This is a genomic window from Sphingomonas sp. QA11 (assembly GCF_028473665.1).
Classification (GTDB): domain Bacteria; phylum Pseudomonadota; class Alphaproteobacteria; order Sphingomonadales; family Sphingomonadaceae; genus Sphingomonas; species Sphingomonas phytovorans.
The window spans coordinates 4,526,961-4,550,212 of sequence record NZ_CP098774.1 but is presented as its reverse complement, the minus strand read 5'-3'; the positions used below and the strand labels follow the sequence as shown (position 1 = coordinate 4,550,212).

Genomic DNA, 23,252 nt, shown 5'->3' with positions numbered 1-23,252 from the left:
ATCTCAAGGAGAGGTCATTTTGACCGACGACCAGCAGCTGATCGAGAGTAGCGAATCAGCCCTCCAGCCGGAACCCGAACTGCGCAACGAGCGCCGCGAATTCTTCAAGGCAGCGCTTGGCGCCACGGCGGCCACGGTGGCGGGGGCCGGCGCGCTGTCGATCGCGACCTCGGCGTCGGCGGCGACGATCGCCGACAACGATATGGGCAATTTCCTGCTCCAGATCGAATATCTCGTGGCGCAATATTACAGCTTCGCCGTGTCGGGCGTCGGCCTTCCCGCCGCTCAGCTTACCGGGGTCGGCACCGCTGGTGCCGCCACCGGCGCGCGCCAGGTGACCTTTACTGATCCGCTGGTCTCGCAATATGCGCAGGAAATCGCGCAGGATGTGGCGGCGCATGTCGCGTTCCTGCGCACCACGCTCGGCAGCGACGGCGTGACGGCGCAGCCGGCGATCGACCTCGGCGTCACCGCGACCAGCGCCTTCTCCAAGCTGGCCGGCGCGGCCAGCGTCGTTACGGCGGGGACCGCGTTCGACGTCTATGCCAGCGACCAGAATTTCCTGCTCGGCGCCTTCATGATCGAGGACGTCATCGTCACCGGCTATGCCGCCGCCGCGGCGTCGATCACCGACAGGACGATCCTTGGCCAGGTGCTAGGCCTGCTCTCGGCGCATGCGCACCATGCGTCGATGATCCGCTCGCTGCTCTACGCAAAGGGGGTTGCCACCCCCGCGCTCCGCACGAACGCCGACAGCATTTCCGACGTCCGCGATTCGCTTGATGGCGTCGGCAGCGATGCCAGCAAGGATCTCGATCACGGCATCTCGCCGACCACGGTCAACGGCAACCTCGTGTCCAATATCGTGCCGGCCAATCCCGAGGGTATCGTGCTTGGTCGCAGTGCGGGCCAGGTGCTGAACATCTTCTACCTGAACAGCGCGGCGGTCAGCTCGGGCGGCTTCTTCACGGCAGGCCTCAACGGCGCCGTGAAGACCAGCGCCGTCAACTGATCGCAATATTGCTCCCAAAGGGAAGATTCACGATGATCGATACCGATACCCCGATGACGGCGCCCGGCGCGGACAATGATCGCGCCGGCGCGCGGCGCCGCTTCCTGCAACTCGCCGGTGGCGCCACGGTGGCGATGGGCCTCGCTGCCTGTGGTGGCAGCGGCGACAGCAGCCCGACCCCGACCCCCACGCCGACCGGCACCGCGACGCCGACGCCCACCTCCACCTCGACCGTCGCGCTCGACGTCGACTATCTGAATTTCGCGCTTCAGCTTCAGTATCTCACGGCGCAATATTTCGCGCTGGCGACGACGGGTAGCGGCGTCGCAGCATCGCTGCTCACCGGCACGGGTACCCAAGGCACCGTGTCAGGCGGGGCGCAGATCACCTTCAGCGATGCGCTGCTCGGCCAATATGCCCGCGAGATCGCGACCCGGGAGCTCGCCCAGCTCGGCATCCTGCGCTCGGCGATCGGCTCGGCGGCGGTGTCCGCGCAGCCGTCGATCGATCTTTCCAGCTCGGTCACCGGCGGCTTCACCCGCCTGGCGCGTGCCGGCGGGCTGATCGGCCCGGCCGACACGTTCGACGCCTTTTCCAGCGATCTCAACTTCCTGCTCGGCGCTTTCATTCTCCAGGATGTCGTGGTCACTGCCTATATCGGCGCAACCCCGGCGATCACGAACCTGGTTCTCGTCAATGTGGCGGCGGATGCTCTTGCTGCAAAATCCTATGAGGCGGCGCTGATCCGATCGCAGCTTTATGGCCGCGGCACGGCGGCGCGTACCGCCACCGATCAGCTCAGCGGGGCGCGGGACGCGCTCGACGGCGCGACTGATCTCGACCAGGGGGTCACGGGCAACGCCACGACGTCGAACATCACGCCGGCCACGATCGACGGCCTTGTCGCCGGCCGCACCCCGGCGCAGGTGCTCAACGTCCTCTACACCAATCGCGCGGCGGTGACGGGCGGCGGTTTCTATCCGAACGGCGTCATCAGCACCTATTTCAAGACGAGCGGCGCCAACTGACCGGACCGGCTCGCTGCGAAGCATGCTGAAAAGGCCGCGCGACGCGGGTCGCGCGGCCTTTTCTTTGTCAGCCGATACGCCTAGGGTCCCCGCTTCCCCGGGGGGGCGCTGATGCGCGCCTGAGAGGGGGGCTGCAGCCCCCGACCCGCCGAACCTGATCCGGTTGAAACCGGCGGAGGGAGGGAGCGGCTTTCACCCGAAAGCCGTGGCCCGTCCTCCGCACTGCGTGAGGAGGTGGCCATGACGATTCATACACCAGCGACCGCGCTGCTCGCGATGCTGATCGGCGTCTATCTCGCCGGCACAGGCCTTGGCGGGCTGGCGAACGGGGATCGGTGGCGTCGCGCATTTGATGAATTCGCTGCCTCTCCCGCGCTGTTGCTGGTCGCGGGCGCGGTCGGCTTCATTGCCGGTGCCGTGATTGTCGGGGTCCACAATCGCTGGTCTGATCCGCTCGCCGTCGCCGTCTCGCTGGTCGGCTGGACGGCGATGGCCAAGGGGATGGGGCTGATCGTCCTGCAGGATCGCGGCCTTCACCTGACTCGTCCGCTCGCCACCGCCACCCGTGTCTGGGCGATCGTCGTGCTCGCGCTCGGCCTCGCCTTCCTGGTCGCCGGCGTCACCGCCAAACCTATTATCTACTGAGGAAATACCCATGGCAGACATCCCCGCCCGCACCGAAATCGGTGTCACCACCGGCCCCATCCGTGGCTCGCGCAAGATCCATGTCGGGGAATGGCGCGTGGCGATGCGCGAGATCATGCTTGAGCCGTCGAGCGGCGAAATGCCGCTCCGGGTCTATGACACGTCGGGCCCCTATACCGATCCCAAGGCGATCATCGACATCAATGCCGGCCTGCCGGCGCTGCGTCGCGACTGGATCCTCGGCCGCGGCGACGTCGAATCCTATGACGCGCGCGAGATCAGGCCGGAGGATAACGGCCTGTCCGGCCCGGATCGCTCGGCCGGCGTGCCGCAATTCCCCAATGTGGTGAAGCGCCCCCTCCGGGCGAAGCCCGGGGCCAATGTCAGCCAGATGCATTATGCCCGCCGGGGCATCATCACGCCCGAGATGGAATATGTCGCGATCCGCGAGAATATGGGCCGCGCCGCCGCCAAGGATCAGTTGATCCGCGACGGCCAGTCCTGGGGTGCGTCGATTCCCGATCATGTCACGCCGGAATTTGTCCGCGACGAGGTTGCGCGGGGCCGCGCGATCATCCCCAACAATATCAACCACCCCGAATCCGAACCGATGGCGATCGGCCGCAACTTCCTCGTGAAGATCAACGCCAATATCGGCAACAGCGCGGTCGCCTCTAACGTCGCGGCGGAAGTCGACAAGATGGTCTGGTCGATCCGCTGGGGTGCCGACACGGTGATGGACCTGTCGACCGGCCGCAACATCCACGACACCCGCGAATGGATCCTGCGCAACAGCCCCGTGCCGATCGGTACCGTGCCGATCTACCAGGCACTGGAAAAGGTCGGCGGCGTGGCCGAGGACCTGACCTGGGACATCTTCCGCGACACGCTGATCGAGCAGGCCGAACAGGGCGTCGATTATTTCACCATCCATGCGGGCGTTCGCCTCGCCTATGTCCCGATGACGGCGAAGCGTGTCACCGGCATCGTCAGCCGCGGTGGCTCGATCATGGCGAAATGGTGCCTGGCGCACCACAAGGAGAGCTTCCTTTATGAGCGCTTCGACGAGATCACCGAGATCATGAAGGCGTATGACATCGCCTATTCGCTTGGCGATGGCCTGCGCCCGGGCAGCATCGCCGATGCCAATGACGAGGCGCAGTTCAGCGAGCTCTACACGCTCGGCGAGCTCACCCACCGCGCCTGGAAGGAAGACGTCCAGGTGATGATCGAAGGCCCCGGCCATGTGCCGATGCACAAGATCAAGGAGAACATGGACAAGCAGCTCGAGGTCTGCGGGGAGGCGCCCTTCTACACGCTCGGGCCGCTCACCACCGATATCGCGCCCGGCTACGACCACATCACCAGCGGCATCGGCGCCGCGATGATCGGCTGGTACGGCACGGCGATGCTTTGCTACGTCACCCCCAAGGAGCATCTCGGCTTGCCCGACCGCGACGATGTGAAGGTGGGTGTCGTCACCTACAAGCTCGCCGCCCACGCCGCCGATCTCGCCAAGGGCCACCCGGCCGCGAAGCTGCGCGACGACGCCTTGTCCCGCGCCCGCTTCGAATTCCGCTGGCGCGACCAGTTCAACCTGTCGCTCGATCCCGACACGGCTGAGCAATATCACGACCAGACGCTCCCGGCCGAAGGTGCCAAGACCGCGCATTTCTGTTCGATGTGCGGGCCGAAATTCTGCTCGATGAAGATTACGCAGGAAGTGCGGGACTTCGCGGCGAAGCAGAACAGCGGCGTGGACAGTTTCCTCGCGGCCGATCCCGCGCAGCAGGCTGACGCGGCGCGTGCCCGTTTCGCCAACGGTGAAGCGGAAAAGGGCATGGACGAAATGAGCGAGAAGTTCCGGCAGACCGGCGGGGAAATCTACCTGCCAGCGGCAGAGTAGTCAGCATGTCGCTGATCGGGGCAGCGATGCGGTTCTTTTCCGCCAGAACGCGTTGCCCCGATCGGCGATGGATGATGCACCGTTTATCGATGCGGATCCGGTGATTAATTCCGTTCGCCTGCCGCCCCATCCCGCAAATGTGCCAGGGCCCTTCCATGTCGAGGATGGCTAAGGCCGATCTGGGCTGCCAGATCGATTCGGGGTTAGGGCTGCCACTCGATGGCCTGGGCTGAATGACGGAATGCTGGTGGCGATAGACTTTCGCAGCTTCTCACCCAAGGAGTGGCCGGAACGAGTTTCCTCATCTCGCCGTCTTGTTCTACCCGCGAGATGACGTTGACGCTCCACTTGATCCATGTGCCGGTGGGTTGGCCCTAACGCCGCCGCTTCCAATCGAGCGACACCGCAATCCGTTGCGCCCAACTCCCGTCCCACTCCGTCCGAAGCCCATGCGCCTCGAGGTGCGTGACGATGTCCTTCGCCACCGCCAGGGCAGCCTCCTCGCCCTCCTCGCAAGCGCCATAGTTCAGATGGAGCCCGCCCCCCTCGGCGGCGCGTTCCGTATCCTGCACATGATAGAAGGCATAGCCGCGCGCCGGCCGGCCGGCTTTCTCCACCGCGTCGATCTCGTCCCATATCTCGGTGGAGCCGCAGGTGCCGCAGCAGGTGAAGTGCTGGCGCGAGACGATGCCCCTGGCTTCAAGCGCGGCGAACGCGTCGTCCAGCCGGTCGCAGTCAGTGCGCTCGGGCCAGCCGCGCTGTGCTTCGCTATGCTCCAACAGAGCCTCGCGCAGCAGCCGTTGTGCCTCACGGCGCAGCACGGGCGGATCGAACTCCTCCTCGAAGGAAGCGACCGCCTGCACCAGGATGACGTCCTCATCATAGAAACCGGTGGCGACATCGCGCCGGATCTGGTCGCGCAGCCGGTCGATCTTCTCATCGGGGTCGGGGCTGGCGGCCGGTGCGACCTCGGCGGTTGTTGTCATGGCCTCGCGGCGTCCGAACAGGCGATCGAACAGGGATTTCATGCGGTCCTTCCTGACTGCTCAACTGGTTTCCGGCGGTTTGGCCCGTGCCGGACACGGCGTGTCGGCACCGATAATGATGGTGACTGGGTGCAATTTCCAGAGCTTGCCTATCGTCCTTGCCTCCTATCGCGACGGCTGCGTCTCAAGCCCGGCAAGTTTAGCCCGATAATCGGCCAGCAGCGCACGGTCGGCATCAACCCCGTGGCGCGCGATGAAGCCGGTCAGCGCCTTCCGATACGCCTCGCGAAAATCCGCATTGCCGGGCGCCGCCGCCAGCTTCGCCCCCGCCGTGTCGACCGGCTCCCGGTCGCGCTGGATCAGCCGCTTGCGGCCATAGGGCGACTGGTCGACCATGATCGCGATGTTGCGCGGAAAGCCGGGGATATAGGTGACCACGAACCGCTCGCCCTCCGGCGGGATCAGGATTTCGTTGCGCCACGGGTAGATCGACGCTGACATGGTGTCGAAGCTCGTCTCGACGTCGCGGCCGTCCGCGGTCCGCACCACGGCTTCATAATACCAGATCGGATTGTCGTTCAGCGTCGAGTTCGTCTCCTCGGCATGGACGATCACCGCGCTGCCCGTCGTGCCGGCGGCATTGAGGAAGAGCGCATTCACCGCCGATGCGAAGAGCGGGCTGACCGCCGCCATCGCCAGCCCCGGCACGCCGAGGAACAGCCACCAGCGCCGGCCGGTCACCCTGGCCAGCACCGCCCCGATCGCCAGCGCGGCCAACGGATAAAGCGGTATTGCCAGAAGGGAATGCTGGCTGAGAAAGTAGAAGACGGCCGAAACAGCACCCATCCACGTCTTCTTCCGCTGCCGAAGCGCGGCCAGCCTATGGTCACGCGCTCGGCGGGCGTCAATCGAGGTGGCGGGCACCTGCCGGACAAGCCGGTCGGCCGTGTCTTCTTCGCGTCTCGGCGCGTGCCGCCGATGGGCTGGCGGCATCCAATCGCCAGGAAGTCACGCGAACCGATCGTTTCGTTACGGTTACGAATCTGCTCGCCGCGACTGTCCACGAAGTATAGTCTGCAGGAATAACGGGGAGACGAACGATGATTCTCGGCCTGTCGGTAGCGGCGTTCACGCAACTTCACACGATCATCAGCCTGATCGGCATCGCGACCGGGCTCGTTTTTCTTGTCGCCTTGCTGCGGGGGCGGTGGCTGGGCGGCTGGAACCTCGCCTTTCTCGTCTTCACGATCCTGACCAGCGTTACCGGCTTCTTCTTCCATTCGAAGGTGATCGGCCCGCCACATGTCGTCGGCGCGATCTCGCTGGTCGATCTCGCCGTCGCCCTGGTCGCCCTTTATGTGTTCGAACGCGCCGGGATATGGCGTGCGGTCTATACCGTCACCGCGGTCATCGCGCTCTATTTCAACGTCTTTGTCGGGGTCGTGCAGGCCTTCCAGAAGATCCCCTTCCTGAATGCCTTCGCCCCGACCGGGACTGAACCGGCCTTTGTGATCGTCCAGGGGCTGGTGCTGATCGCCTTCATCGCCGCCGGGGTGCTGGCGGTCAGGCGACCGGCGTCGCGGTGACAGCCCGACGATAGCGTGTCGCGACGGCGTGACGCCTGTCACGCGCAACGTCGCCGCGGGAATCGCATGATGCTCCCACCGGTGCCCGGGCGGCGCCGGCCACGCGGCCGATCGCCGGCCGGAACCGGAAGGGATGTACCATGAAGACGATCACCCAGCTTTTCCTCGCCTCGGCGGCCGGCCTGCTTCTCGCGGGCGGTGCCCTCGCCCAGTCCGCCGCCGCTCAGCAGGCCTCGGGCGACACGAGCGGTCCGGCGTCCTCGGACCAGAGCCAGGCCGAAAAGGATTATCGATCGCTGCAATATGGCAAGGGCAAGATCACGCCCGAGCAGGATGCCGGTATCCGAATCCGCGCGCAGCAGTTGAACGAGGCGATGAGAGACGACGGCACGACCAGTCCAAGCCCGACGCCCAAGCCAAGCTCTACGCCGAAGAAAGGATCGGCGAGCCCGCGATAGCTGGAAATGATGCCTTCGGGGCGGCGGCGAGGTCCGCTGTCCCGAAGCAAATCAGGCTTGTCAGTGCGCTGCGCCTTCGCACATCCCGAACGACCGCGCGCGCCGAACGCCGCGAAGGCCATATCCGGCCGGCCGGGGCGCCGCTTCGGCATCATTGGCTGCGGGAAACATGAAGGCATTGTCGAGTGCCGCGCGATTGATCCCGTCCGGCGCCGAGCTGCAGGGGAATTTCGCTTTCAGTCCCTGGGCGCTGGCTGCCTGCGCCAATGCGCGCTCCTTCAGGCGCTGCCCAACCGACTTGCGGACCGGCAGGCCGGCGACGATCTTGATCCAGCTGTTCCAGCTGATCCCGAGCCGCTGCATCACCTCGGCCTGCGATCCGACCAGCGGCTCCAGATCCTCCACCAGCTCGCGGTTGACGATGCACATTTCGGGTCGTCGCTGCATGATGTCGTTCCTCGAAGAATGTCGTCGGCCCTGGACGGGCCCGGTTTCGTCGCCCTCCAGGACGCGGTGGCCGCCGCATCCGATGGAAGACATTCCGACCTTATCGAGGGGGCATGTCTCCCCCGGCAAACCTCTCCGAAACATACTGCAGTTATGACAGCTTATCTATACACTATTGTTGCGGCGCAGCCGGCGCAGGTCCCGTAAAGAACTCCGGCTATCCGGCATAAACTCACAATATACTATAGGATGCGGGTGCTCATCCTGCTCCCGATAATTGTATCTCCCCATCCTGCCCGGCGATGCTTCAATCCCGTGCCGAACAGGCCGGGCGCGATGGTTGATATCAGATCGCGATTGCCGTTTCTCATCAATTGAGCGCGACATGAGGCCCTCGCGCGTGAAGTTCATGCGCAAACACCTGAATCCTGATGGATTCCTGCGCCATAATCCCGCCGGGCAACGGAAAGCGATTCGCGGGCGATGACGGAACCGGCCGGCTGCCGTGCCATTCGCACCGCCTTGTGGTCGGCTATCCGGTCGGGTGGGGCGAATCGTCTGCGCCGTGCGGCGCCGGGAAATCCGGCCTGGCAAAGGTCACCGGGTCGAGCGCGACATCCGTCGGCAGCCCGTCGGTCGTGCCGCTACGCAGGAAATCATGGATCTTCGCAGCCACGGCCGGCCGGCTCCGCAGCATCGCGAAAGCGCCGTTATGCTGGGCGCGGTGGATCAGGATTGCGCGGCTGTTGGGGAAATAGGGCAGCATCGCCAGCATATTGTCGACCGGGGTCGAGGTATCCCAGTCGCCGTGCACGAACAGGACCGGCGTCGGATCTGAAACGGGCGTGCGGAAGTCGTCGCCGGCATCGGGCGTGGGCCATTCCCCGACGGTGGCCAGATAGGATGCGAAGTTCCAGCTTCCCAGCACCGGCAGCGCGGGGTCGCTCCACAACAGGCTCTGCCGGGCCGCCGACATGCCCAGGCCGATATTGATCAGCGGGTTGATCAGCGCGCGCGGTTCGGCTTTCCGCCAGTCGATGTCGTCCCGCGCCCAGTCGTCATAGTGACCGTGATAGGCTGACAGGACAAACCGCGGGAAGGTCGCCGCGTTCGCCGAATAGGTGATCAGCGCGAGTTGATAGTCCTCCAGCCCCATCACGATCGTGCGCGCCGCGCCGCCAGCGTCCCTGACCACGACCGTCACCGGTTCTTTGGCGAGCCGGTCGCGCGTCGCCTGGATCGCGGCGATCAGCCCGCCTTGCGGCAGCCAGGGTTTCAGTCCGGGGTCCCGGTCGGCGTCGAACGCGATGCGCTGGAACGCCCCGAACACAGCCGCCGGCATGTCATAGCCATAATCGAGCGGCTCGACCGCGGACAGCACCGCCCGGGCCACGATGCCGGGATGCGCCTTCATCACCGCGAACGCCCATTGCGAGCCGAAGCTTGCCGCGACCAGGCTGATCCGGTCATAGCCGAGCGCCTTGCGCAGGTCGTCCACATCGTTCGCCGCCTGGACGATGGTGTATCCGGACAGGTCCTTGCCGGGATTGGCCGGTGCCGCGCGCCGCGCCAGGTCGCGCACGATCGCGATATCGTCGGCGACGGTCATCGGCCGGTCGAGCGGCAGCGCTTTGGTCGCCAACTCTAACCGGTCGCCGCGCAGCGTATAGCCGCGCTGCTCGATCACCACGAGATCGGCGACCTCGGCATGGGCCTGCCACACCTTCACGCGCCGCCGCGCCACCTCGTCATGATCGAGGATGATGTCGAGCATGGTCGCGCCCGGTCCGCCGACAAGCAGGAATATCGGTGGCGCGCCGGTCGGACGCGCCGCCTTCACCCGCGCAAAGCCCACCCCGATCAGCCGGCTGTCCGGCTTGTCCCGATTCTCGGGCACGAACAGCGTGCCGATCTCATAGTTCATCGTCGTGCCGTCGATCGCGGTCGCCACCCCCTGCTCGACCCGTTTTTCGCCTGCCTGGCGTGGCGGCACGGGCGCCGCCCGGGCGACCGGCACGGCCACCATGACGGCAAGCATGAAGGCGGGCCCACACCATGCGAGGATGTTCTTCATGATGGCGCTCTCTCCGATTTCCGGTCTGGGATCGTACGCCATGGTTCGATCAATATAGCTTCAAGTCAAGATACTTGATATCGATATAAATGAAGGGAAGGCGGCATGTCGGAATCGGAAGAAGAGGGGGAGGCGGGCGCAGGGGATGTGGTCGATCAGCTGTTGCGCGACTGGCGACGCGAACGGCCCGATCTCGATGCGTCGCCGATGGCGGTGGTCGGGCGGATTCTGCACCTCGCCGGTCGACTGGAGGCACGGGCCAACGAGGTCCTGAAGCCGGCTGGGCTCAGCTATACCGATCTTGACGTGCTGGCGACGCTCCGACGCTCCGGGCCGCCTTGCCGCCTGAAGCCGACCCTGTTGCGGCGCTCGGTGCTGCTCACCTCGGGCGCGATGACCGCCTGTCTCGACCGGCTCGAGGCGCGGGGCCTGCTGACCCGCGAGCGCGATCCGGACGATCGGCGTGCGCTGACGGCGATGCTCACCGATCGCGGCCGGGACCTTGTCGATGCCGCGATCAGCGTACGCTTCGCCGAGGCTGCCGAGGCGGTGACCAGCCTCAGCGGGCAGGAGCGCGATCATCTTGCCGCATTGCTGCGCACGCTGACTCTCGGCCTCTGAGCACATCTCCGGGGGCGTCCTGATTCAACCGCGCTCCAATCCGGTTCATCACCGCGACGGGATGGGGTCGAAGGCTTGGCTGGCCGTCTGATCGGACCATCCCGTTCACTGACCGGGGAAACCGACATGGCGCGCACGAAACTCACCGAACATTTCTTCCTCGACGAATTCCTCGTGTCCGACACTGCTGATCGATGTGGCATCGCCAACACGCCGACCGCCGATCATCTCGCCAATATCGGCAAGCTCCTGGCGCCCGGTCTCGAAAAGGCGCGGTCGATCCTGGGCGCGCGCGCGATCGTCATCACTTCGGCCTATCGCAATCCGACGATCAACCGGATCGTCGGGGGCACCGCCACCTCGGCGCACACAAAGGGCTATGCCGCCGATATCCGCGTGGCCGGGCTGAGCCCGGTGGCGGTCGCCCGGACGCTCGCGGCGAGCGGGCTGAAGTTCGATCAGCTCATCCTCGAGACGAGCCGTGCCGTCGTCCATGTCTCGTTCGATCCCCGGTTGCGCGGGGTGGTGAAGACACAGGCCGGTGGACCGGGCACGGCGATCGTCGACGGCCTGCGATAGGGCCTGGAACAGCCATGCGCGAAGGCGCCGAATCGGCGCCGGTTCCGCTATCGGCGCGGCCGGATTCTGCAGCATGAAGCGCGGGCGGGAAGTCGACGGAATGGCGCGCTGAGTCGCCGTTCTCGGCTTCGGGAACGCCATCGTGGAGGGGCAGCGTCATGGACAACAGCAGCGCGGACGGGCCGGTGAAGAATCCGACCTATATGGCCGATATCCGTCAGTTCTTCACTGATTACGACATCGCCCATATGGGCCCCAAGGGGATCGATCTTTCCTCCTATGACGGCGTGAAGAAGAACGCGCCGACCATCTATATCCACACCCGCCAGCCCGATGGCGACATGCCGCCGGATCCCTATCCGAAATGGACGGCGGACATGTCGGCGACCTTCTACAACTGGATCATGAACGGCTATCCGATGGGGGCCGCGGTGGCGGCAGCGCCGTCGGTGCGGGCGCTGAGCGAGCGCGCCACCGGCCGCGTCCGCAAGAATGTCGACAGCCTGAGCCCCGACGAGGTGACCGCCCTCACCAATGCCTTCAAGGGCCTGATGGCGATCGATCCGGGCACCAATGGCAGCTATTATGCGCTGGCCGGCATCCACGGACTGCCGCAGACCAACTGCCTGCATCACGAACCGCGATTCAACCCCTGGCACCGCGAATATCTGCGCGTGTTCGAGGATGCGCTGCGGTCGGTGGCGGGCTGTGGCGACGTCACCATCCCATACTGGGACATGTCGACACCGGTGCCCGCTTTGCTCAAGCAGGCGCCGTTCGACCAATATGTCGTGCCGGTCAATCTCGGCCCGGGCTACGGCGCGAACTACACCACCACGCGCTATCCCGACGCGACGATCGCCTCGAACCTGCAGGAGAATGATTTCTTCGGGAACACCGCGACCTCGCTCCAGCAGACCCGGTTCGGCCATTACGGCGTCGACGGCTATCAGGATTTCTCGATCGCGGCCCATGACGGCGGCCACATGTCGGTCGGCGATACGATGGCTGATCAGAATGTCGCGTCGTTCGATCCGATCTTCTGGTTCTACCATTGCAACCTCGATCGGCTGTGGTGGAAATGGCAGACCCTGGTGGGCGCGACGACGCTTGCCGGCTTCAAATCGACCATGTCGTCGTCCGATCAATATTGGCTCTCGCCGCCGTTCAGCACGCTTCCCGCGACCCCGGCCTGGTCGGTGACGGCGGATCAGACGATCGAGCAGACCGACATCAGCTATGACACGCTCGATACCGGTGCCGAGGCGGCGGCGCCGCCCCAGCTGGAGAACAGGGTCGGCAGCATCGACGCGGAGCGCAGCTTCACCATCAGGAGCGCCGCGCCGGTCTCGGTGCGGGTCAAGGATATCGACCGGCTCAACATCCCCGGCTCGTTCCAGGTCCACCTGCTTGCCGATGGACAGACGATCGCGACACGGGCCTTCTTCCAGCCGGCGACGCCGCGCAACTGCGCCAATTGCCGCGATCACGGCCTGATCAACGTCAATTTCCGCGTCGATCAGGACAAGATTCTCGATCGCAAGCTCACGGTCGAGATCACCGTTCCCTCGCAGCACGAGGCCGGGACTGAGTTCCCGCTGTCGCAGGCAGGCAATCCGACGATCAACGCGCGGCTGCTGCTCGAGGACGAATAGCGAATGACGGGCGGCTCGATGGATCGGGCTGCCTGATCGGGTTTGGAGGGGGGCGGGGCCGGCGCATGTTCGCCGGCCCCGATTCTTTCCGGCCGAGCCCGTCGGGGGCGGAAACCCCGTCCCCGCATGGGCGGGAAGCGCGGTTCATGGAGAATCCTGCTCCGGATCGGTGGTAATTATTGGCACGGGCGACCATGGCCGTCACAAGATCAGGGAACAGCCCCCAGCCGCGGAATCAGCCGATGCACCAGTCCCTCGCCCATATCGCCCTGGTCGTTCGCGACTATGACGAAGCGCTCGCTTTCTATGTCGGCACGCTCGGATTCACGCTGGTGGAGGACAGCTATCAGCCAGCCCAGGACAAGCGCTGGGTTGTCGTCGCGCCGCCCGGTGCCGGGCCCGGTGCCACCTCCCTGCTGCTCGCCCGCGCCGCCACGCCGGAACAGGCCGCGTTCGTGGGGGACCAGGCCGGCGGGCGGGTCTTCCTGTTCCTCGCGACTGACGATTTCGCGCGGGATCACGCCGCGATGCTGGAAAAGGGCGTCGTGTTCGTACGGGAGCCCCGGGCCGAACCCTATGGTACCGTCGCCGTGTTCAGCGATCTGTACGGCAATCTCTGGGATCTCATCGAGTTCACCCGGAAACCCTGACTCGATTTACCACCGAATCCGTTCAATTCCCGCACCATCGCGACAGCAATCCTGTCTAGTCGCGTTTGGATCAGGGGGCCAAGACGGACCCGGGGGAACGAAGTCGATGAGCGCCGCGCCCAGCATCGCCGATCGCCTGCTCTACGCCTATGAACAATGGCACGAGACCCGGGGGCAAAGTGCTGACCTTTTCCTCGATCTTCTCGCCGACGATGTGCGGCTGCGTTCGGTGCTCAATCCGCCCGATCTCCATCCCCTGGCCGATGCGCGCGTGGGCATCGACCGAGCGCGCGACTATCTGACCTCGCTGACCGTCGCGATGGAAATGATCGATTCCCCGACTCATCAGCTGATCGTCGACGGCGACACGATCGTCTGGGTCGGCAGCTGTCGCTGGCGCGATCGCAGGACCGGGCGCGAGATCGCGACGCCCAAGGTCGACATATGGCATTTCCAGGGCGGCAAATGCGTCAGCCTGATGGAGATGTACGATACGCTCGGCTTCGCCCGCCTCAGCGGGTTGGTCGGGGGCGCAGACCAGATCACGGCCAACCCCCTCGTCCTCATCTGACGAGCGACATCGACTGAGGGAATGAGGATTCGACAAGGCTTTCGAGTCGGAACATAAGGGGAACATTCTCTGCGAGTCGCGTGGTATGTTTTTCGAACGATCGGATCGCCTGCTTTTTCTGCTGCGGCCACCCGCGCCGTTGGCCCGACATATCGACCGGGAACGGCGACTCCTTGATCTCGGGAAACCGGTCAGGACCGACTATCTCCACATAACGCTGTGCAAGCTGGATTTTCCCCGCCTGCCGGGCTGGGCTGTTCCGCTGATGCGGTCGATCGGCGATTCGATGACGCTCCCGCCCTTCCACGCCGCAGTGGATCGAATGACCGGCGGCGTCGACTCAGTCCTGCTGCGCCCGAGCAAACGGATTGATGCATTGTTCGCTCTGCAGGCGCGGATCGCCGCGGCAATGGCGCGCGTCGATCGGTTGCGAGGGCCTGCCTACCGGTTCAGCCCGCATATCACGCTGGCCTATCGAAAGGGCGAGCCGTTCGATTGGGAGATCGAGCCGATAAGCTGGCGGGTGGAGGAACTGTTGCTGGTGCACAGCAAGGTCGGCCTGAGCGAGCATGTCGTGCTCGATCGGTGGCCGCTGGCCGGCGCGTCATCAACCCAGGGGCGGCAACGCCCAGTCGATCGGCTTCTGTCCATGGCTTTCGAGAAAGGCATTCGCCTTGGAGAAATGCCGGCATCCGAAGAAGCCGTTATGCGCCGATAGCGGGGAGGGATGGGCGGCCTTCAGCACGAGATGCCGCCCGCCGCGATCGACGCTGTCGACGAAGGCGGCCTTTTTCTGGGCGTAGCTGCCCCACAGGATGAACACGACCGGTTCGGGCTTCGCGTTGACCAGGCGGATGACGGCGTCGGTGAACTTCTCCCATCCCCAGTCGCGGTGCGAGGCCGCCATGCCCATCTGCACCGTCAGCACTGAATTGAGCAGCAGCACGCCCTGTTTCGCCCAATGTTCGAGAAAGCCATGGCGCGCGGGCTGGATGCCGAGATCGCTCGCCATTTCCTTGTACATGTTGACCAGGCTGGGCGGTGGCCGGACGCCGGGTTGAACCGAGAAGCACAGGCCATGCGCCTGTCCTTCGCCATGATAGGGGTCCTGCCCAAGGATCACGACTCGGACATCCTCGAGCGCGGTCAGGTCGAGCGCGCGGAACCACTCATTGCCCTTGGGGAAGATGCGCCTGCCAGCTGCCTTCTCAGCGACCAGATAGGTTTTGAGCGCCGCCATATAGGGGCTGTCGAATTCGGGCTGAAGCGGCTCGAGCCAGCTCGGATGGAGTTTGACGCCGTCGCTCATCGGCTTGGCATGTCCGAACGCGGCGGGACCTGTCAATCGCCGCGTGACGGGCAGTCGTCGGCGATCGGACAGGCGGCGCAAATCGGCGCGTCGAACCGGCAGATTCGTTGTCCCAGCCGCTTGATGCCGAAATGCAGCAGCAGGAAATCGTCGCCGCGCCAGGCCGGCATCGCCGCGGTGACCGCCTCACTCGTGACCCGGGCATCGGCCGATGCCGGCACGAAGCCGATACGATGAAGCACACGCAGCACATGGCTGTCGACGATCAGCACCGGCCGCGCGAGCGTGCTGGCATTGAGGGTCGACGCGGCGACCTTGCGGCCGACGCCGGGCAATCGTTCAAGCCATGCCAGTGCCGGGTCGAGGGGCAGGTCGCCCAGAAAGTCCAGGTTGAAGTCAGGCCGCTCGCGCCCGATCCGGCGTAGTGCCGCGACCAGCCAGTCCGCCTTGGCGCTGGCGAAGGTTACGTCGGCGATCGCCGCCTCGACCGTTCCTGGTTCGGCTGCGGCGATGCCGGCGGCTGACCCGAAACGCGCGCGCAGCCGATGATAGGCGGTGAGCGAGACGGCATCGCGCGTCCGTCCGCTGATCAGCGACTTCACCAACTGCCCGATCGGCTTGCGGCGTGTCGTCAGGTCAACGCCGTCAAGCAGTGGCGCAAGCTTGTCGCGCCACTGTGCAATATCTCCGGCGACGAGGTCGAAGCTCTGCTGCATGGTGCTCAATATGGAACATATAATGAACAAATGAAAGGGCGTCGCGCCATCCGGGAATCATGCTGATCGAGATCAAGTTGTTGATATACTGTGCAACCTTGCCACTCGGGTCACGTTCCTGTGCTGCCGGTCCATCGCATCCCGCGCCCGGACAGGCCAGTATCGAGGAAATGCAGCATGGGACTCTTCACCAAGGATATCGAGACGCTCGACGACCTGTTCGTGCACACGCTGCAGGACATTTATTATGCCGAGCACCAGATCACCAAGGCGTTGCCGAAGATGATCGAGAAGGCCAGCGCGCCAGATCTCAAGACTGGCTTCGAAACACATCTGCGCGAGACCGAGGGGCAGATCGCGCGGCTCGAGCGGGTCTTCCGGATGCACGGTCACGAGCCCAGGGCAGTTACCTGTCCGGCGATCGACGGCATCATCAAGGAAACGAACGAGATCGCCGGCGATATCGCCGACAAGGCAGTGCTTGACGCGGCGCTGGTCGCGGCCGCGCAGGCGGTCGAGCATTACGAGATCACGCGCTACGGCACGCTGATTGCCTGGGCGAAGCAACTCGGCCGCGCCGATTGCGCAGGCGTGCTCGCCGAGACCCTGGCCGAAGAAAAGGCGACTGACGAGAAACTCACCAGGATCGCTGAGAGCAGGATCAACGCCCAGGCTGAAGTGGGGGCCGAGCCGGCCGACGCCTGACAGGCGCGGGGCGCGGGCCGGCGTTGCCGGTCCGCGCCTATCGCTTGCGCACGAACTCGGCGCGCAGCACCAGGCCCTTGATGCCATCGTAACGACAGTCGATCTCCTGCGGATCGCCGGTCAGTCGGATCGACCTGATCAGCGTGCCCCGCTTGAGTGTCTGGCCCGCGCCCTTGACGGTCAGGTCCTTGATCAGGGTAACCTGATCGCCATCGGCGAGCAGGTTGCCTACCGAATCGCGGACTTCGATCGTCTCCGCGCTGGCGGCACTCGCCAGCGCATCGGCGGCGCTGATCCATTCGCCGCTGGCTTCGTCATAGACGAAGGCGTCGTCGTCACTGGCCATGGATCAGCCTTTGAGCGTGGTTATTTCGACTGCCTTGCCCTTGCTCGATGGGTTCGAGGCGTTCTGCTTCGGGGCTTTTTCCGCTTTGGGCTTGCGGATTTCCTTGTTCGATTTTTTCTGGCCCTTGGCCATGGCGGCGGTTCCTTGCGGGCGGGTCGCCCGGGGGAACGCTACACGCTTCGCGCCCGCTGCGCCCGCATTATCGCTGCGGGCGGCGGGGCGGGTGTTTCAGCCGATCGCGCCGACGGCGGCGTACTGGCCGAGGAGGAAGATAGCGGTCGTCGCGAAGGATGCGAAACCGATGGTGAGAGAGCGGGTCATTTCAACGGTCTTTCGATGGAGAAGGCGTCGCGGTTCAGACGACCGGGACGACGGGAACGGCAGCGCTGACCATCAGCGCGGTGAACAGCAGCGCACCGAAGAAGGAAAGGGCGAGGTTCTGGGCGTTCTGGAAGCGGATCGACATGATGTTCATTCCCTGATCTTGGCGTTCCGGACCATCCGGCCGCCGATGCCAAGGTATTAGCAGGGAGCGTGCCAAACTCGCAAAGCATTGAAATTGCTTGCCTGGTGGGAATCGCCTTCGCTGAATTGGCAAAAACGCCACGATGAATTTGGGATTTTACGCCATAATCTGGCGTCTTATGGATGGGCCGTTTTCAACTGGTTCCGCCCGGCGTGCTTTGCGGCGTAGAGCAGGCGGTCGGCCCGGCCGAAAGCGGTGTCGAGTCCCTCTTCGTTCGATGCCTCGGTCAATCCGCCGGAGAAGGTGACGGCGCCGAGCGGCTCGTCCGATTCGCGCAACCGGTATCGTTTCGCCGCGACCGCGCTTCGGGCCTCCTCCAGCGTGGCGCGCGCGACCTGGAGGCCGACGCCGGAAAACAGCACCGCGAATTCCTCGCCGCCGTAACGCGCGACCATATGGCCCTCGCATGCCTTCACCAGTGCCTCGCCGATCGCCTTCAGGACACGGTCGCCCACCGCATGGCCGAACCGGTCGTTGACCAGCTTGAAATGGTCGACGTCGCACACCGCGACGCAAAGCCGGGCCCCTTCGGTTGCCTGTGCCGCATAGGCTTCTTCGAAAGCGCGACGATTGGGCAGGTCGGTCAGCGGATCGCGCCGTGCATTGTCGCGCGCTTCTTCCAGCTTGGCGCGCAGCTCGCTGGCTTCGTGAGTTGCCTCCTCCAGCTTCGTCTCGGCGTTGCGTACCCGCCCCAGCATGGCGCCGGTCAGGCGAACCACCTCATCGATGCCCAGCGTGTCGCGCGACTGGCGGATCGCATCGGCGCTCGCGGCAAGGTCCCTGCCGAAATCCTGCGTCTCCGCACGGATCGCGTGCATCATGTCGGTGAAGCCATCGACCTGCATCTGGGTCTGGGCGACAAGGCCTTCCGCCGTCTTCGCGGCCTTTTCGCCGCTATCCTGGGCGCCTGCCGACACCGCCAGCATGCCGATCTCGCCGCCAAGCGATTCGATGTCCCGGCCTGACAGGCGGAAACCCCCTTCGGTCAGCGACGCGACCGCCTGGGCCAGGGGGCCTGCCTGCTCGGTGCAGATGCGATAGGCAAAGGCATAATGGCGTGGGTCCGGGCTGAGCCGATGCTCGGCAAGGAACGCGCCGATACGCTCGAACAACAGGGCATTATTGACGTCGGCCATGGTGTCCTCGGCCATCGCCAACCGTGTTGCGCCTGTTCCCGCCCTCACGATCCGTCGTCTCCCGAAGCCGACGCATCAGCGCGCAGGGCTCTCTCATGAAGGCAAGGGATAGCGGGGAACTGCTAATATCCCGTGACCATGGCGCCCGAAAGGGTAAGCGATACTGCCGCGTTACTTGGCGGGTGAAGGCGATGCCGGGCCGCGCACGGATATCGCGGCGGTTGTCGCCGCTTAATGCCTCGCCATGTCCCGTAAAAGCCAGTCCGAAGAAATAGACATGCGGCGATCATCCGAAATGGATGCAAGCGGATATGAAAAATATGCTTCGGCTGCACCCTTTGCCGGTGCCTGGATTGCCACGCCCGGTCATCAAAGCTTGAAGCCGTCTTTACGCCTGACGAATCCGGCGGCGATCTGCCCGGTTGCCGGGCATGCCGTTGGACTGATCGGGCTGGCGCACGGCGAGCGGCGCGGCTAGGCGATGGCCATGCGTGTTACCGATGCAGAAATCGCCTTCGCCGAAACGCTCGCCGGGCTCGCCGGGGAAGCGATCAGGCCTTATTTCCGCAACAGCCATGGCCTTGAGGCGAAGGATGATTCCTCGCCCGTCACCCTTGCCGATCGCGCGGCCGAGGCAGCGATGCGCGCGGCGATCGAGGCGCGTTTTCCCGACGATGCGATCATCGGCGAGGAATATGGCGTGCGCGAGGGGACCAGCGGCCGCGCCTGGGTGCTCGATCCGATCGACGGCACGCGCGCCTTCATCTCCGGACGCCCGATCTTCGGGACGCTGATCGCGCTGGTCGCTGATGGCTGGCCGGTGATGGGCGTGATCGACCAGCCGATCCTGCACGAACGCTGGGTTGGGGTGGTCGGCCGGCCGACCCTGTTCAATGGCACGCCCGCTGCCACCCGCCGCTGTTCCGAACTGTCCCAGGCATTGCTCGCCACGACCTCGCCCGCTCTGTTCGGCGACGATCAGCTCCACGCCTTCGAACATCTCGACGCGGCGGTGATGAGCACGGTGCTGGGCGGTGACTGCTATAATTATGCCTGCCTCGCCTCGGGCTGGCTCGATATCGTCGTCGAGGACGGGCTGAAGCTCCATGATTTCGCGGCGCTCGTCCCCGTGGTCGAGGGAGCCGGGGGCCGGATGTGCGACTGGGCCGGCGATCCGCTCACCGCCGACAGCATCGGCGAGGTGGTCGCCGCCGGCGATCCGGCGCGGATCGAGGATATTCTCGAGGCGCTTGCCTGCCGGGGGCATTGACCGCCCCGGCCGGGCTTCAGAACACGCCCAGGAATTTCTTGCGCTGCTCCGTGCGTTCGCCGCGCGTTGTCTTGCCGTTCTTCGCCTTGGCGGTGGTGCCGTGCCCGACATCGTCGCGCGGCTTGCCGCCGGTCGTGCGCTGGGCCATCGCCGTCGCGCCCGACAGCACGGGGCCGCATTGAGTGGCCTTGGCATCGCCGATATCGACAAAGGCAAGGATGCCCGCGATCGGGCTTGCGATCACCGCCGCCCCGATGCCGATGCCCGCGCGGGTCAGCAGCTCGGGGCTGATCACGCTGATGCCCGGCTTCGCGAAATAGCCGTTCACGCCGACCGGCGACTGGGCGGAGAACAGGCTGAACTTCTTGGCGTCGGCCCGCACCGCGAAATCGAGCGATTCGTTCCTGAAGCTGAAGCCGCCGCGCCCGACGATGACGTTCTTCTGCGTGTCGATCAGGATCGGGTCGGCGGCGGCGATGCCGTTGCGCACGGTGAAGGCGATCAGGCCGCAATTGATCCGCACCGGCTCCTTCAGCTTATGCTGGAACATCTTCTGGATGAAGGTGCCGATATCGAGCTCGGCGAGCTGGACGTTGCGTGTCCAGAAGCTGCCGGCCGGGATGATGATCGCGATCCGGCCATTGGCGGTCGACAGCGATTCATGAACGGTATTGCCGTCACCCGCCATCTGGATGCGCGCCTTTACCGTGCCGCTGGTACCGGCTTCGTCGACGCCGTAGCCGGCGAGCAGCACGCCCATCGGCGTCGGCGACAGGCGGATGTCGTAGTCGGTATGGACGACCGGCCGCCGCGCATTGATCCTGATGTCCGACGTCACATGGCCGCGGGCCATGTCGAAGGCCAGCGGCGAGAGGGTGAGCAGGCTGTTGTCGAGCCCCAGCGTGAGGTCGATATTCGATACCGGCAGGTTGCGCGCGCGCACCGTCCGCACGGTATAGTGAAGCGTGGCGTCGAAATTCCTGAGCGCTTCCACCCGTAGCGGCGCATCGGGCAGCAGGCGCGGCGTGCCGTTGATCTGCTTGACCACGGCGCCCTTGCCCTTCGCCGCCACCGCGTCCGGGTTGTAGCCGATAAAGGGCGCGATATCGACGATGTCGAGCGAGCGCGTCGCCAGCGCGGCGTCGATCTTCAGGCGCGGCTCGACGATCGCGACGGTCAGCTTGCCGGCGATGTCGCTGTCGCCGAAGCGGCCGTGCAGGCCGGTGAAGCGATATTCGTCCCCGGTCTTGGTCAGGGCCGACTGGAGCCGGTAGGACCGGGTCTCGGGCACCGCCACGCCGATGATGCTGAACAGGTCGGCGATGTTGGCGCCCCGCGCGGTGACCTTCAGGTCCGCCCCGTCGATCCGCGTCGGCGCGTCGAGCGTGCCCGCGACGTCGATCGCGGTGCGGGCGGCCTTGATGTGCAGGTCGAGCTGGTTCCTGCCGTTCGTCACGGTCGCGTTAGGCGTCACCATCGCGCCGTACAGGGTGAAGGGGGTCGTCCGCTCGACGCCCTTCCCGGTGAACTGGATCGAATTCTCGAACCGCGTGTCGCTTGCCTTGATCGTCTGGAAGGCAAGGTCGACCGAGAGCTTCAGCTTCGGATCGACATAGCGCAAGGTCGTGCCGGCGACGGACGCCCGCCGGATCAACGGCATCTCGAAGGGTTTTCCCTTCTTCTCGCTGAAGGTCCAGGTGTTGGTCCGTCCGTCCTTGCTCCATTCGAGGTCGATCGCACCGTCGAGCATGTCGAGCCACCGCACGCGCCGGTTGCCGAAGATCAGCGGGAAAGTGGCGATTCGCGTATCGATTCGCTTCGCCTCGAACAGATGGGGTTTCGACGCCCAGGCCGGGTTGGAGATCGTCATCCCCTCGGCGACGAAATGGATGTTGATCGGGTCGAAATAGAGCTGGAAGTCGCCCGGCACCTTCACCGCGCGGTGAGTCATCGCGGCGACGGTCCGCTCGAACGGATGCTTCAGGAATCGGCCCTTGGTGATGTACAGGATCAGCCAGGCAAGGAAGATAGTGCCGATGATGCCAAGCACGATGTTGCGCGCGATTCGCCATGGCTTCGACAGGCGCCGCCCGGTACTTGGCGGCTCTGTCGCCGATTCGCTCGCGACCGGCCGTTCTTCGGCATCGGCGCCGGCCGACTCTTCGGCGGGAACGGTTTCAGGTGGCAAATCCATCGCACCCCAACCGTTCGCGCGGGCGCGGGGTTCCGGATGGTTGCATTTGAGGACGGGTACCGCTATGCGCCCGCCTTTCCGCGAGTAAGAGGAACTGCCCGGCCGGTATGGGCTGCCGTGGCCGTTCATAGATCGTCGCGAATATGAGGAGACGAAAATGCCCAAACTCAAGACGAAGAGCGGCGTGAAGAAGCGCTTCACGCTCACCGCCACCGGAAAGCTGAAGCACGGCGTCGCCGGCAAGCGCCACCGCCTGATCAGCCACAACGGCAAGTATATCCGCCAGAACCGCGGCACCTCGGTCCTGTCCAAGGCAGACACCGCAACCGTGAAGGCCTGGGCGCCTTACGGTCTGAGCTGAACTGGAGGATATAGAGAATGGCACGCGTAAAACGGGGTGTAACCACCCGCGCAAAGCATAACCGGATCCTCGATCAGGCGAAGGGCTATTACGGCCGTCGCAAGAACACGATCCGCATCGCCCGCCAGGCTGTCGAAAAGGCCGGGCAATACGCCTATCGTGACCGCAAGGTGAAGAAGCGCTCGTTCCGGGCGCTCTGGATCCAGCGCATCAACGCGGCTGTCCGCGTCGAAGGCCTGACCTATGGCACCTTCATGCACGGCCTGAAGCTCGCCGGTGTCGAACTCGACCGGAAGGTCCTGGCCGACATCGCGATGCACGAAGGCGCCGCGTTTAGCGCCATCATCGCGCAGGCGAAGGCGGCTCTGCCCCAGGCCGCCTGAGCGACCTGTAGCGACCGAAAGACATGGGGCGCGGGTGGTTTTCCACCCGCGCCCTTTTCGTTATCGGGCCTCATGCCCGGCCAGTTTG

General features: G+C 65.0%; 27 protein-coding genes and 1 riboswitch. Of the genes, 17 read left to right on the top strand and 10 right to left on the bottom strand.

Features of this window, described 5'->3' with window-relative positions:
• Window positions 1-19: 19 nt before the first annotated feature.
• The 4 genes from NDN01_RS20930 (at window position 20) to thiC (ending at window position 4,591) form a co-directional block, all read left to right on the top strand.
• On the top strand, window positions 20-1,012 hold the full coding sequence (locus NDN01_RS20930; RefSeq protein ID WP_272623805.1) for a ferritin-like domain-containing protein: 993 nt from the start codon (window positions 20-22) through the stop codon (window positions 1,010-1,012).
• A 32-nt stretch (window positions 1,013-1,044) separates the two neighbouring features.
• Window positions 1,045-2,040 carry a ferritin-like domain-containing protein gene (locus NDN01_RS20925; protein WP_272623803.1) on the top strand — a complete coding sequence of 332 codons (996 nt, stop codon included), beginning with the start codon at window positions 1,045-1,047 and terminating at the stop codon, window positions 2,038-2,040.
• Window positions 2,041-2,133: 93 nt separating this feature from the next.
• A riboswitch (TPP riboswitch) is annotated at window positions 2,134-2,235 on the top strand.
• Window positions 2,236-2,280: 45 nt separating this feature from the next.
• On the top strand, window positions 2,281-2,685 hold the full coding sequence (locus NDN01_RS20920) for a hypothetical protein (RefSeq protein WP_272623801.1): 405 nt from the start codon (window positions 2,281-2,283) through the stop codon (window positions 2,683-2,685).
• Window positions 2,686-2,695: 10 nt separating this feature from the next.
• Window positions 2,696-4,591 carry a phosphomethylpyrimidine synthase ThiC gene (gene thiC, locus NDN01_RS20915; protein ID WP_272623799.1) on the top strand — a complete coding sequence of 632 codons (1,896 nt, stop codon included), beginning with the start codon at window positions 2,696-2,698 and terminating at the stop codon, window positions 4,589-4,591.
• 374 nt (window positions 4,592-4,965) lie between these two features.
• Here the strand turns inward: thiC and NDN01_RS20910 are convergent, their stop codons facing one another.
• Both NDN01_RS20910 and NDN01_RS20905 read right to left on the bottom strand, forming a co-directional pair.
• Complete coding sequence (locus tag NDN01_RS20910; RefSeq protein WP_272623797.1) at window positions 4,966-5,619, bottom strand: DUF6891 domain-containing protein; 654 nt, start codon at window positions 5,617-5,619, stop codon at window positions 4,966-4,968.
• 123 nt (window positions 5,620-5,742) lie between these two features.
• The gene (locus NDN01_RS20905) at window positions 5,743-6,423 is read right to left on the bottom strand and encodes a hypothetical protein (protein ID WP_272623795.1); all 681 of its coding nucleotides are present in this window, start codon (window positions 6,421-6,423) and stop codon (window positions 5,743-5,745) included.
• A gap of 254 nt (window positions 6,424-6,677) precedes the next feature.
• Between NDN01_RS20905 and NDN01_RS20900 the strand changes: the two genes are divergently transcribed.
• Window positions 6,678-7,163: a hypothetical protein gene (locus tag NDN01_RS20900; protein ID WP_272623793.1), complete on the top strand. Its 486-nt coding sequence runs from the start codon at window positions 6,678-6,680 to the stop codon at window positions 7,161-7,163.
• A 140-nt stretch (window positions 7,164-7,303) separates the two neighbouring features.
• Window positions 7,304-7,621 carry a hypothetical protein gene (locus tag NDN01_RS20895; RefSeq protein ID WP_272623791.1) on the top strand — a complete coding sequence of 106 codons (318 nt, stop codon included), beginning with the start codon at window positions 7,304-7,306 and terminating at the stop codon, window positions 7,619-7,621.
• 60 nt (window positions 7,622-7,681) lie between these two features.
• Here the strand turns inward: NDN01_RS20895 and NDN01_RS20890 are convergent, their stop codons facing one another.
• Both NDN01_RS20890 and NDN01_RS20885 read right to left on the bottom strand, forming a co-directional pair.
• Window positions 7,682-8,068: a hypothetical protein gene (locus NDN01_RS20890; RefSeq protein WP_272623789.1), complete on the bottom strand. Its 387-nt coding sequence runs from the start codon at window positions 8,066-8,068 to the stop codon at window positions 7,682-7,684.
• 532 nt (window positions 8,069-8,600) lie between these two features.
• Window positions 8,601-10,142 carry an alpha/beta fold hydrolase gene (locus NDN01_RS20885; protein WP_272623788.1) on the bottom strand — a complete coding sequence of 514 codons (1,542 nt, stop codon included), beginning with the start codon at window positions 10,140-10,142 and terminating at the stop codon, window positions 8,601-8,603.
• A 105-nt stretch (window positions 10,143-10,247) separates the two neighbouring features.
• On the opposite strand from NDN01_RS20885, the gene NDN01_RS20880 reads away from it, so the two are divergent.
• The 6 genes from NDN01_RS20880 (at window position 10,248) to NDN01_RS20855 (ending at window position 14,936) form a co-directional block, all read left to right on the top strand.
• A complete protein-coding gene (locus NDN01_RS20880) occupies window positions 10,248-10,763 on the top strand; it encodes a MarR family winged helix-turn-helix transcriptional regulator (protein WP_272623786.1) in 516 nt (171 codons plus the stop codon).
• Window positions 10,764-10,889: 126 nt separating this feature from the next.
• Entirely contained in the window at window positions 10,890-11,342 is a 453-nt protein-coding gene (locus NDN01_RS20875) for a D-Ala-D-Ala carboxypeptidase family metallohydrolase (RefSeq protein WP_272623784.1), read from the top strand.
• A gap of 158 nt (window positions 11,343-11,500) precedes the next feature.
• Window positions 11,501-12,997: a tyrosinase family protein gene (locus tag NDN01_RS20870; protein ID WP_272623783.1), complete on the top strand. Its 1,497-nt coding sequence runs from the start codon at window positions 11,501-11,503 to the stop codon at window positions 12,995-12,997.
• A gap of 242 nt (window positions 12,998-13,239) precedes the next feature.
• Window positions 13,240-13,647: a VOC family protein gene (locus NDN01_RS20865; RefSeq protein ID WP_272623782.1), complete on the top strand. Its 408-nt coding sequence runs from the start codon at window positions 13,240-13,242 to the stop codon at window positions 13,645-13,647.
• Between the two features lie 106 nt (window positions 13,648-13,753).
• On the top strand, window positions 13,754-14,218 hold the full coding sequence (locus NDN01_RS20860; protein WP_272623780.1) for a nuclear transport factor 2 family protein: 465 nt from the start codon (window positions 13,754-13,756) through the stop codon (window positions 14,216-14,218).
• A gap of 85 nt (window positions 14,219-14,303) precedes the next feature.
• Window positions 14,304-14,936, top strand: coding sequence for a 2'-5' RNA ligase family protein (locus NDN01_RS20855; RefSeq protein ID WP_272623778.1), 633 nt, complete (start codon window positions 14,304-14,306; stop codon window positions 14,934-14,936).
• Here the strand turns inward: NDN01_RS20855 and ung are convergent.
• Window positions 14,826-15,527 carry a uracil-DNA glycosylase gene (gene ung, locus NDN01_RS20850; protein WP_272623777.1) on the bottom strand — a complete coding sequence of 234 codons (702 nt, stop codon included), beginning with the start codon at window positions 15,525-15,527 and terminating at the stop codon, window positions 14,826-14,828. The genes NDN01_RS20855 and ung overlap by 111 nt on opposite strands.
• 32 nt (window positions 15,528-15,559) lie before the next feature.
• Window positions 15,560-16,243, bottom strand: coding sequence for an endonuclease III domain-containing protein (locus NDN01_RS20845; RefSeq protein ID WP_272628334.1), 684 nt, complete (start codon window positions 16,241-16,243; stop codon window positions 15,560-15,562).
• A gap of 177 nt (window positions 16,244-16,420) precedes the next feature.
• On the opposite strand from NDN01_RS20845, the gene NDN01_RS20840 reads away from it, so the two are divergent.
• Window positions 16,421-16,948, top strand: a complete 528-nt coding sequence (locus NDN01_RS20840) for a YciE/YciF ferroxidase family protein (RefSeq protein ID WP_272623776.1) — start codon at window positions 16,421-16,423, stop codon at window positions 16,946-16,948.
• A 37-nt stretch (window positions 16,949-16,985) separates the two neighbouring features.
• Here the strand turns inward: NDN01_RS20840 and NDN01_RS20835 are convergent, their stop codons facing one another.
• From NDN01_RS20835 to NDN01_RS20825, 3 genes are all read right to left on the bottom strand, one after another.
• Window positions 16,986-17,294 carry an alkylphosphonate utilization protein gene (locus NDN01_RS20835; RefSeq protein ID WP_272623774.1) on the bottom strand — a complete coding sequence of 103 codons (309 nt, stop codon included), beginning with the start codon at window positions 17,292-17,294 and terminating at the stop codon, window positions 16,986-16,988.
• Window positions 17,295-17,297: 3 nt separating this feature from the next.
• Window positions 17,298-17,426, bottom strand: a complete 129-nt coding sequence (locus tag NDN01_RS20830; RefSeq protein WP_272623772.1) for a hypothetical protein — start codon at window positions 17,424-17,426, stop codon at window positions 17,298-17,300.
• Window positions 17,427-17,936: 510 nt separating this feature from the next.
• Window positions 17,937-18,971 carry a GGDEF domain-containing protein gene (locus tag NDN01_RS20825; protein ID WP_272623770.1) on the bottom strand — a complete coding sequence of 345 codons (1,035 nt, stop codon included), beginning with the start codon at window positions 18,969-18,971 and terminating at the stop codon, window positions 17,937-17,939.
• A gap of 229 nt (window positions 18,972-19,200) precedes the next feature.
• Between NDN01_RS20825 and NDN01_RS20820 the strand changes: the two genes are divergently transcribed.
• On the top strand, window positions 19,201-19,434 hold the full coding sequence (locus NDN01_RS20820; RefSeq protein ID WP_272623768.1) for a hypothetical protein: 234 nt from the start codon (window positions 19,201-19,203) through the stop codon (window positions 19,432-19,434).
• A gap of 9 nt (window positions 19,435-19,443) precedes the next feature.
• Window positions 19,444-20,226 (top strand): histidinol-phosphatase, encoded by a 783-nt coding sequence (gene hisN / locus NDN01_RS20815; RefSeq protein ID WP_272623766.1) that lies wholly within the window; start codon window positions 19,444-19,446, stop codon window positions 20,224-20,226.
• A 16-nt stretch (window positions 20,227-20,242) separates the two neighbouring features.
• Here the strand turns inward: hisN and NDN01_RS20810 are convergent, their stop codons facing one another.
• Complete coding sequence (locus NDN01_RS20810) at window positions 20,243-22,420, bottom strand: AsmA family protein (RefSeq protein WP_272623765.1); 2,178 nt, start codon at window positions 22,418-22,420, stop codon at window positions 20,243-20,245.
• A 157-nt stretch (window positions 22,421-22,577) separates the two neighbouring features.
• Here NDN01_RS20810 and rpmI point away from each other — a divergent pair, with 157 nt between their 5' ends.
• Together rpmI and rplT are read left to right on the top strand one after the other, a co-directional pair.
• Window positions 22,578-22,781: a 50S ribosomal protein L35 gene (gene rpmI / locus NDN01_RS20805; protein WP_272623764.1), complete on the top strand. Its 204-nt coding sequence runs from the start codon at window positions 22,578-22,580 to the stop codon at window positions 22,779-22,781.
• Window positions 22,782-22,798: 17 nt separating this feature from the next.
• The gene (gene rplT / locus NDN01_RS20800; protein WP_272623763.1) at window positions 22,799-23,164 is read left to right on the top strand and encodes a 50S ribosomal protein L20; all 366 of its coding nucleotides are present in this window, start codon (window positions 22,799-22,801) and stop codon (window positions 23,162-23,164) included.
• The last annotated feature ends 88 nt before the right edge of the window (window positions 23,165-23,252 follow it).

What these genes read in the sequence shown, in the direction of transcription:
- NDN01_RS20925 (WP_272623803.1), top strand. Translation starts at nt 1,045, where the DNA reads ATGATCGATACCGATACCCCGATGACGGCGCCCGGCGCGGACAATGAT.
- NDN01_RS20920 (WP_272623801.1), top strand. Translation starts at nt 2,281, where the DNA reads ATGACGATTCATACACCAGCGACCGCGCTGCTCGCGATGCTGATCGGC.
- thiC (WP_272623799.1), top strand. Translation starts at nt 2,696, where the DNA reads ATGGCAGACATCCCCGCCCGCACCGAAATCGGTGTCACCACCGGCCCC.
- NDN01_RS20910 (WP_272623797.1), bottom strand. Translation starts at nt 5,619, where the DNA reads ATGAAATCCCTGTTCGATCGCCTGTTCGGACGCCGCGAGGCCATGACA.
- NDN01_RS20905 (WP_272623795.1), bottom strand. Translation starts at nt 6,423, where the DNA reads ATGGGTGCTGTTTCGGCCGTCTTCTACTTTCTCAGCCAGCATTCCCTT.
- NDN01_RS20900 (WP_272623793.1), top strand. Translation starts at nt 6,678, where the DNA reads ATGATTCTCGGCCTGTCGGTAGCGGCGTTCACGCAACTTCACACGATC.
- NDN01_RS20895 (WP_272623791.1), top strand. Translation starts at nt 7,304, where the DNA reads ATGAAGACGATCACCCAGCTTTTCCTCGCCTCGGCGGCCGGCCTGCTT.
- NDN01_RS20890 (WP_272623789.1), bottom strand. Translation starts at nt 8,068, where the DNA reads ATGCAGCGACGACCCGAAATGTGCATCGTCAACCGCGAGCTGGTGGAG.
- NDN01_RS20885 (WP_272623788.1), bottom strand. Translation starts at nt 10,142, where the DNA reads ATGAAGAACATCCTCGCATGGTGTGGGCCCGCCTTCATGCTTGCCGTC.
- NDN01_RS20880 (WP_272623786.1), top strand. Translation starts at nt 10,248, where the DNA reads ATGTCGGAATCGGAAGAAGAGGGGGAGGCGGGCGCAGGGGATGTGGTC.
- NDN01_RS20875 (WP_272623784.1), top strand. Translation starts at nt 10,890, where the DNA reads ATGGCGCGCACGAAACTCACCGAACATTTCTTCCTCGACGAATTCCTC.
- NDN01_RS20870 (WP_272623783.1), top strand. Translation starts at nt 11,501, where the DNA reads ATGGACAACAGCAGCGCGGACGGGCCGGTGAAGAATCCGACCTATATG.
- NDN01_RS20865 (WP_272623782.1), top strand. Translation starts at nt 13,240, where the DNA reads ATGCACCAGTCCCTCGCCCATATCGCCCTGGTCGTTCGCGACTATGAC.
- NDN01_RS20860 (WP_272623780.1), top strand. Translation starts at nt 13,754, where the DNA reads ATGAGCGCCGCGCCCAGCATCGCCGATCGCCTGCTCTACGCCTATGAA.
- NDN01_RS20855 (WP_272623778.1), top strand. Translation starts at nt 14,304, where the DNA reads ATGTTTTTCGAACGATCGGATCGCCTGCTTTTTCTGCTGCGGCCACCC.
- ung (WP_272623777.1), bottom strand. Translation starts at nt 15,527, where the DNA reads ATGAGCGACGGCGTCAAACTCCATCCGAGCTGGCTCGAGCCGCTTCAG.
- NDN01_RS20845 (WP_272628334.1), bottom strand. Translation starts at nt 16,243, where the DNA reads ATGCAGCAGAGCTTCGACCTCGTCGCCGGAGATATTGCACAGTGGCGC.
- NDN01_RS20840 (WP_272623776.1), top strand. Translation starts at nt 16,421, where the DNA reads ATGGGACTCTTCACCAAGGATATCGAGACGCTCGACGACCTGTTCGTG.
- NDN01_RS20835 (WP_272623774.1), bottom strand. Translation starts at nt 17,294, where the DNA reads ATGGCCAGTGACGACGACGCCTTCGTCTATGACGAAGCCAGCGGCGAA.
- NDN01_RS20830 (WP_272623772.1), bottom strand. Translation starts at nt 17,426, where the DNA reads ATGGCCAAGGGCCAGAAAAAATCGAACAAGGAAATCCGCAAGCCCAAA.
- NDN01_RS20825 (WP_272623770.1), bottom strand. Translation starts at nt 18,971, where the DNA reads ATGGCCGAGGACACCATGGCCGACGTCAATAATGCCCTGTTGTTCGAG.
- NDN01_RS20820 (WP_272623768.1), top strand. Translation starts at nt 19,201, where the DNA reads ATGTCCCGTAAAAGCCAGTCCGAAGAAATAGACATGCGGCGATCATCC.
- hisN (WP_272623766.1), top strand. Translation starts at nt 19,444, where the DNA reads ATGCGTGTTACCGATGCAGAAATCGCCTTCGCCGAAACGCTCGCCGGG.
- NDN01_RS20810 (WP_272623765.1), bottom strand. Translation starts at nt 22,420, where the DNA reads ATGGATTTGCCACCTGAAACCGTTCCCGCCGAAGAGTCGGCCGGCGCC.
- rpmI (WP_272623764.1), top strand. Translation starts at nt 22,578, where the DNA reads ATGCCCAAACTCAAGACGAAGAGCGGCGTGAAGAAGCGCTTCACGCTC.
- rplT (WP_272623763.1), top strand. Translation starts at nt 22,799, where the DNA reads ATGGCACGCGTAAAACGGGGTGTAACCACCCGCGCAAAGCATAACCGG.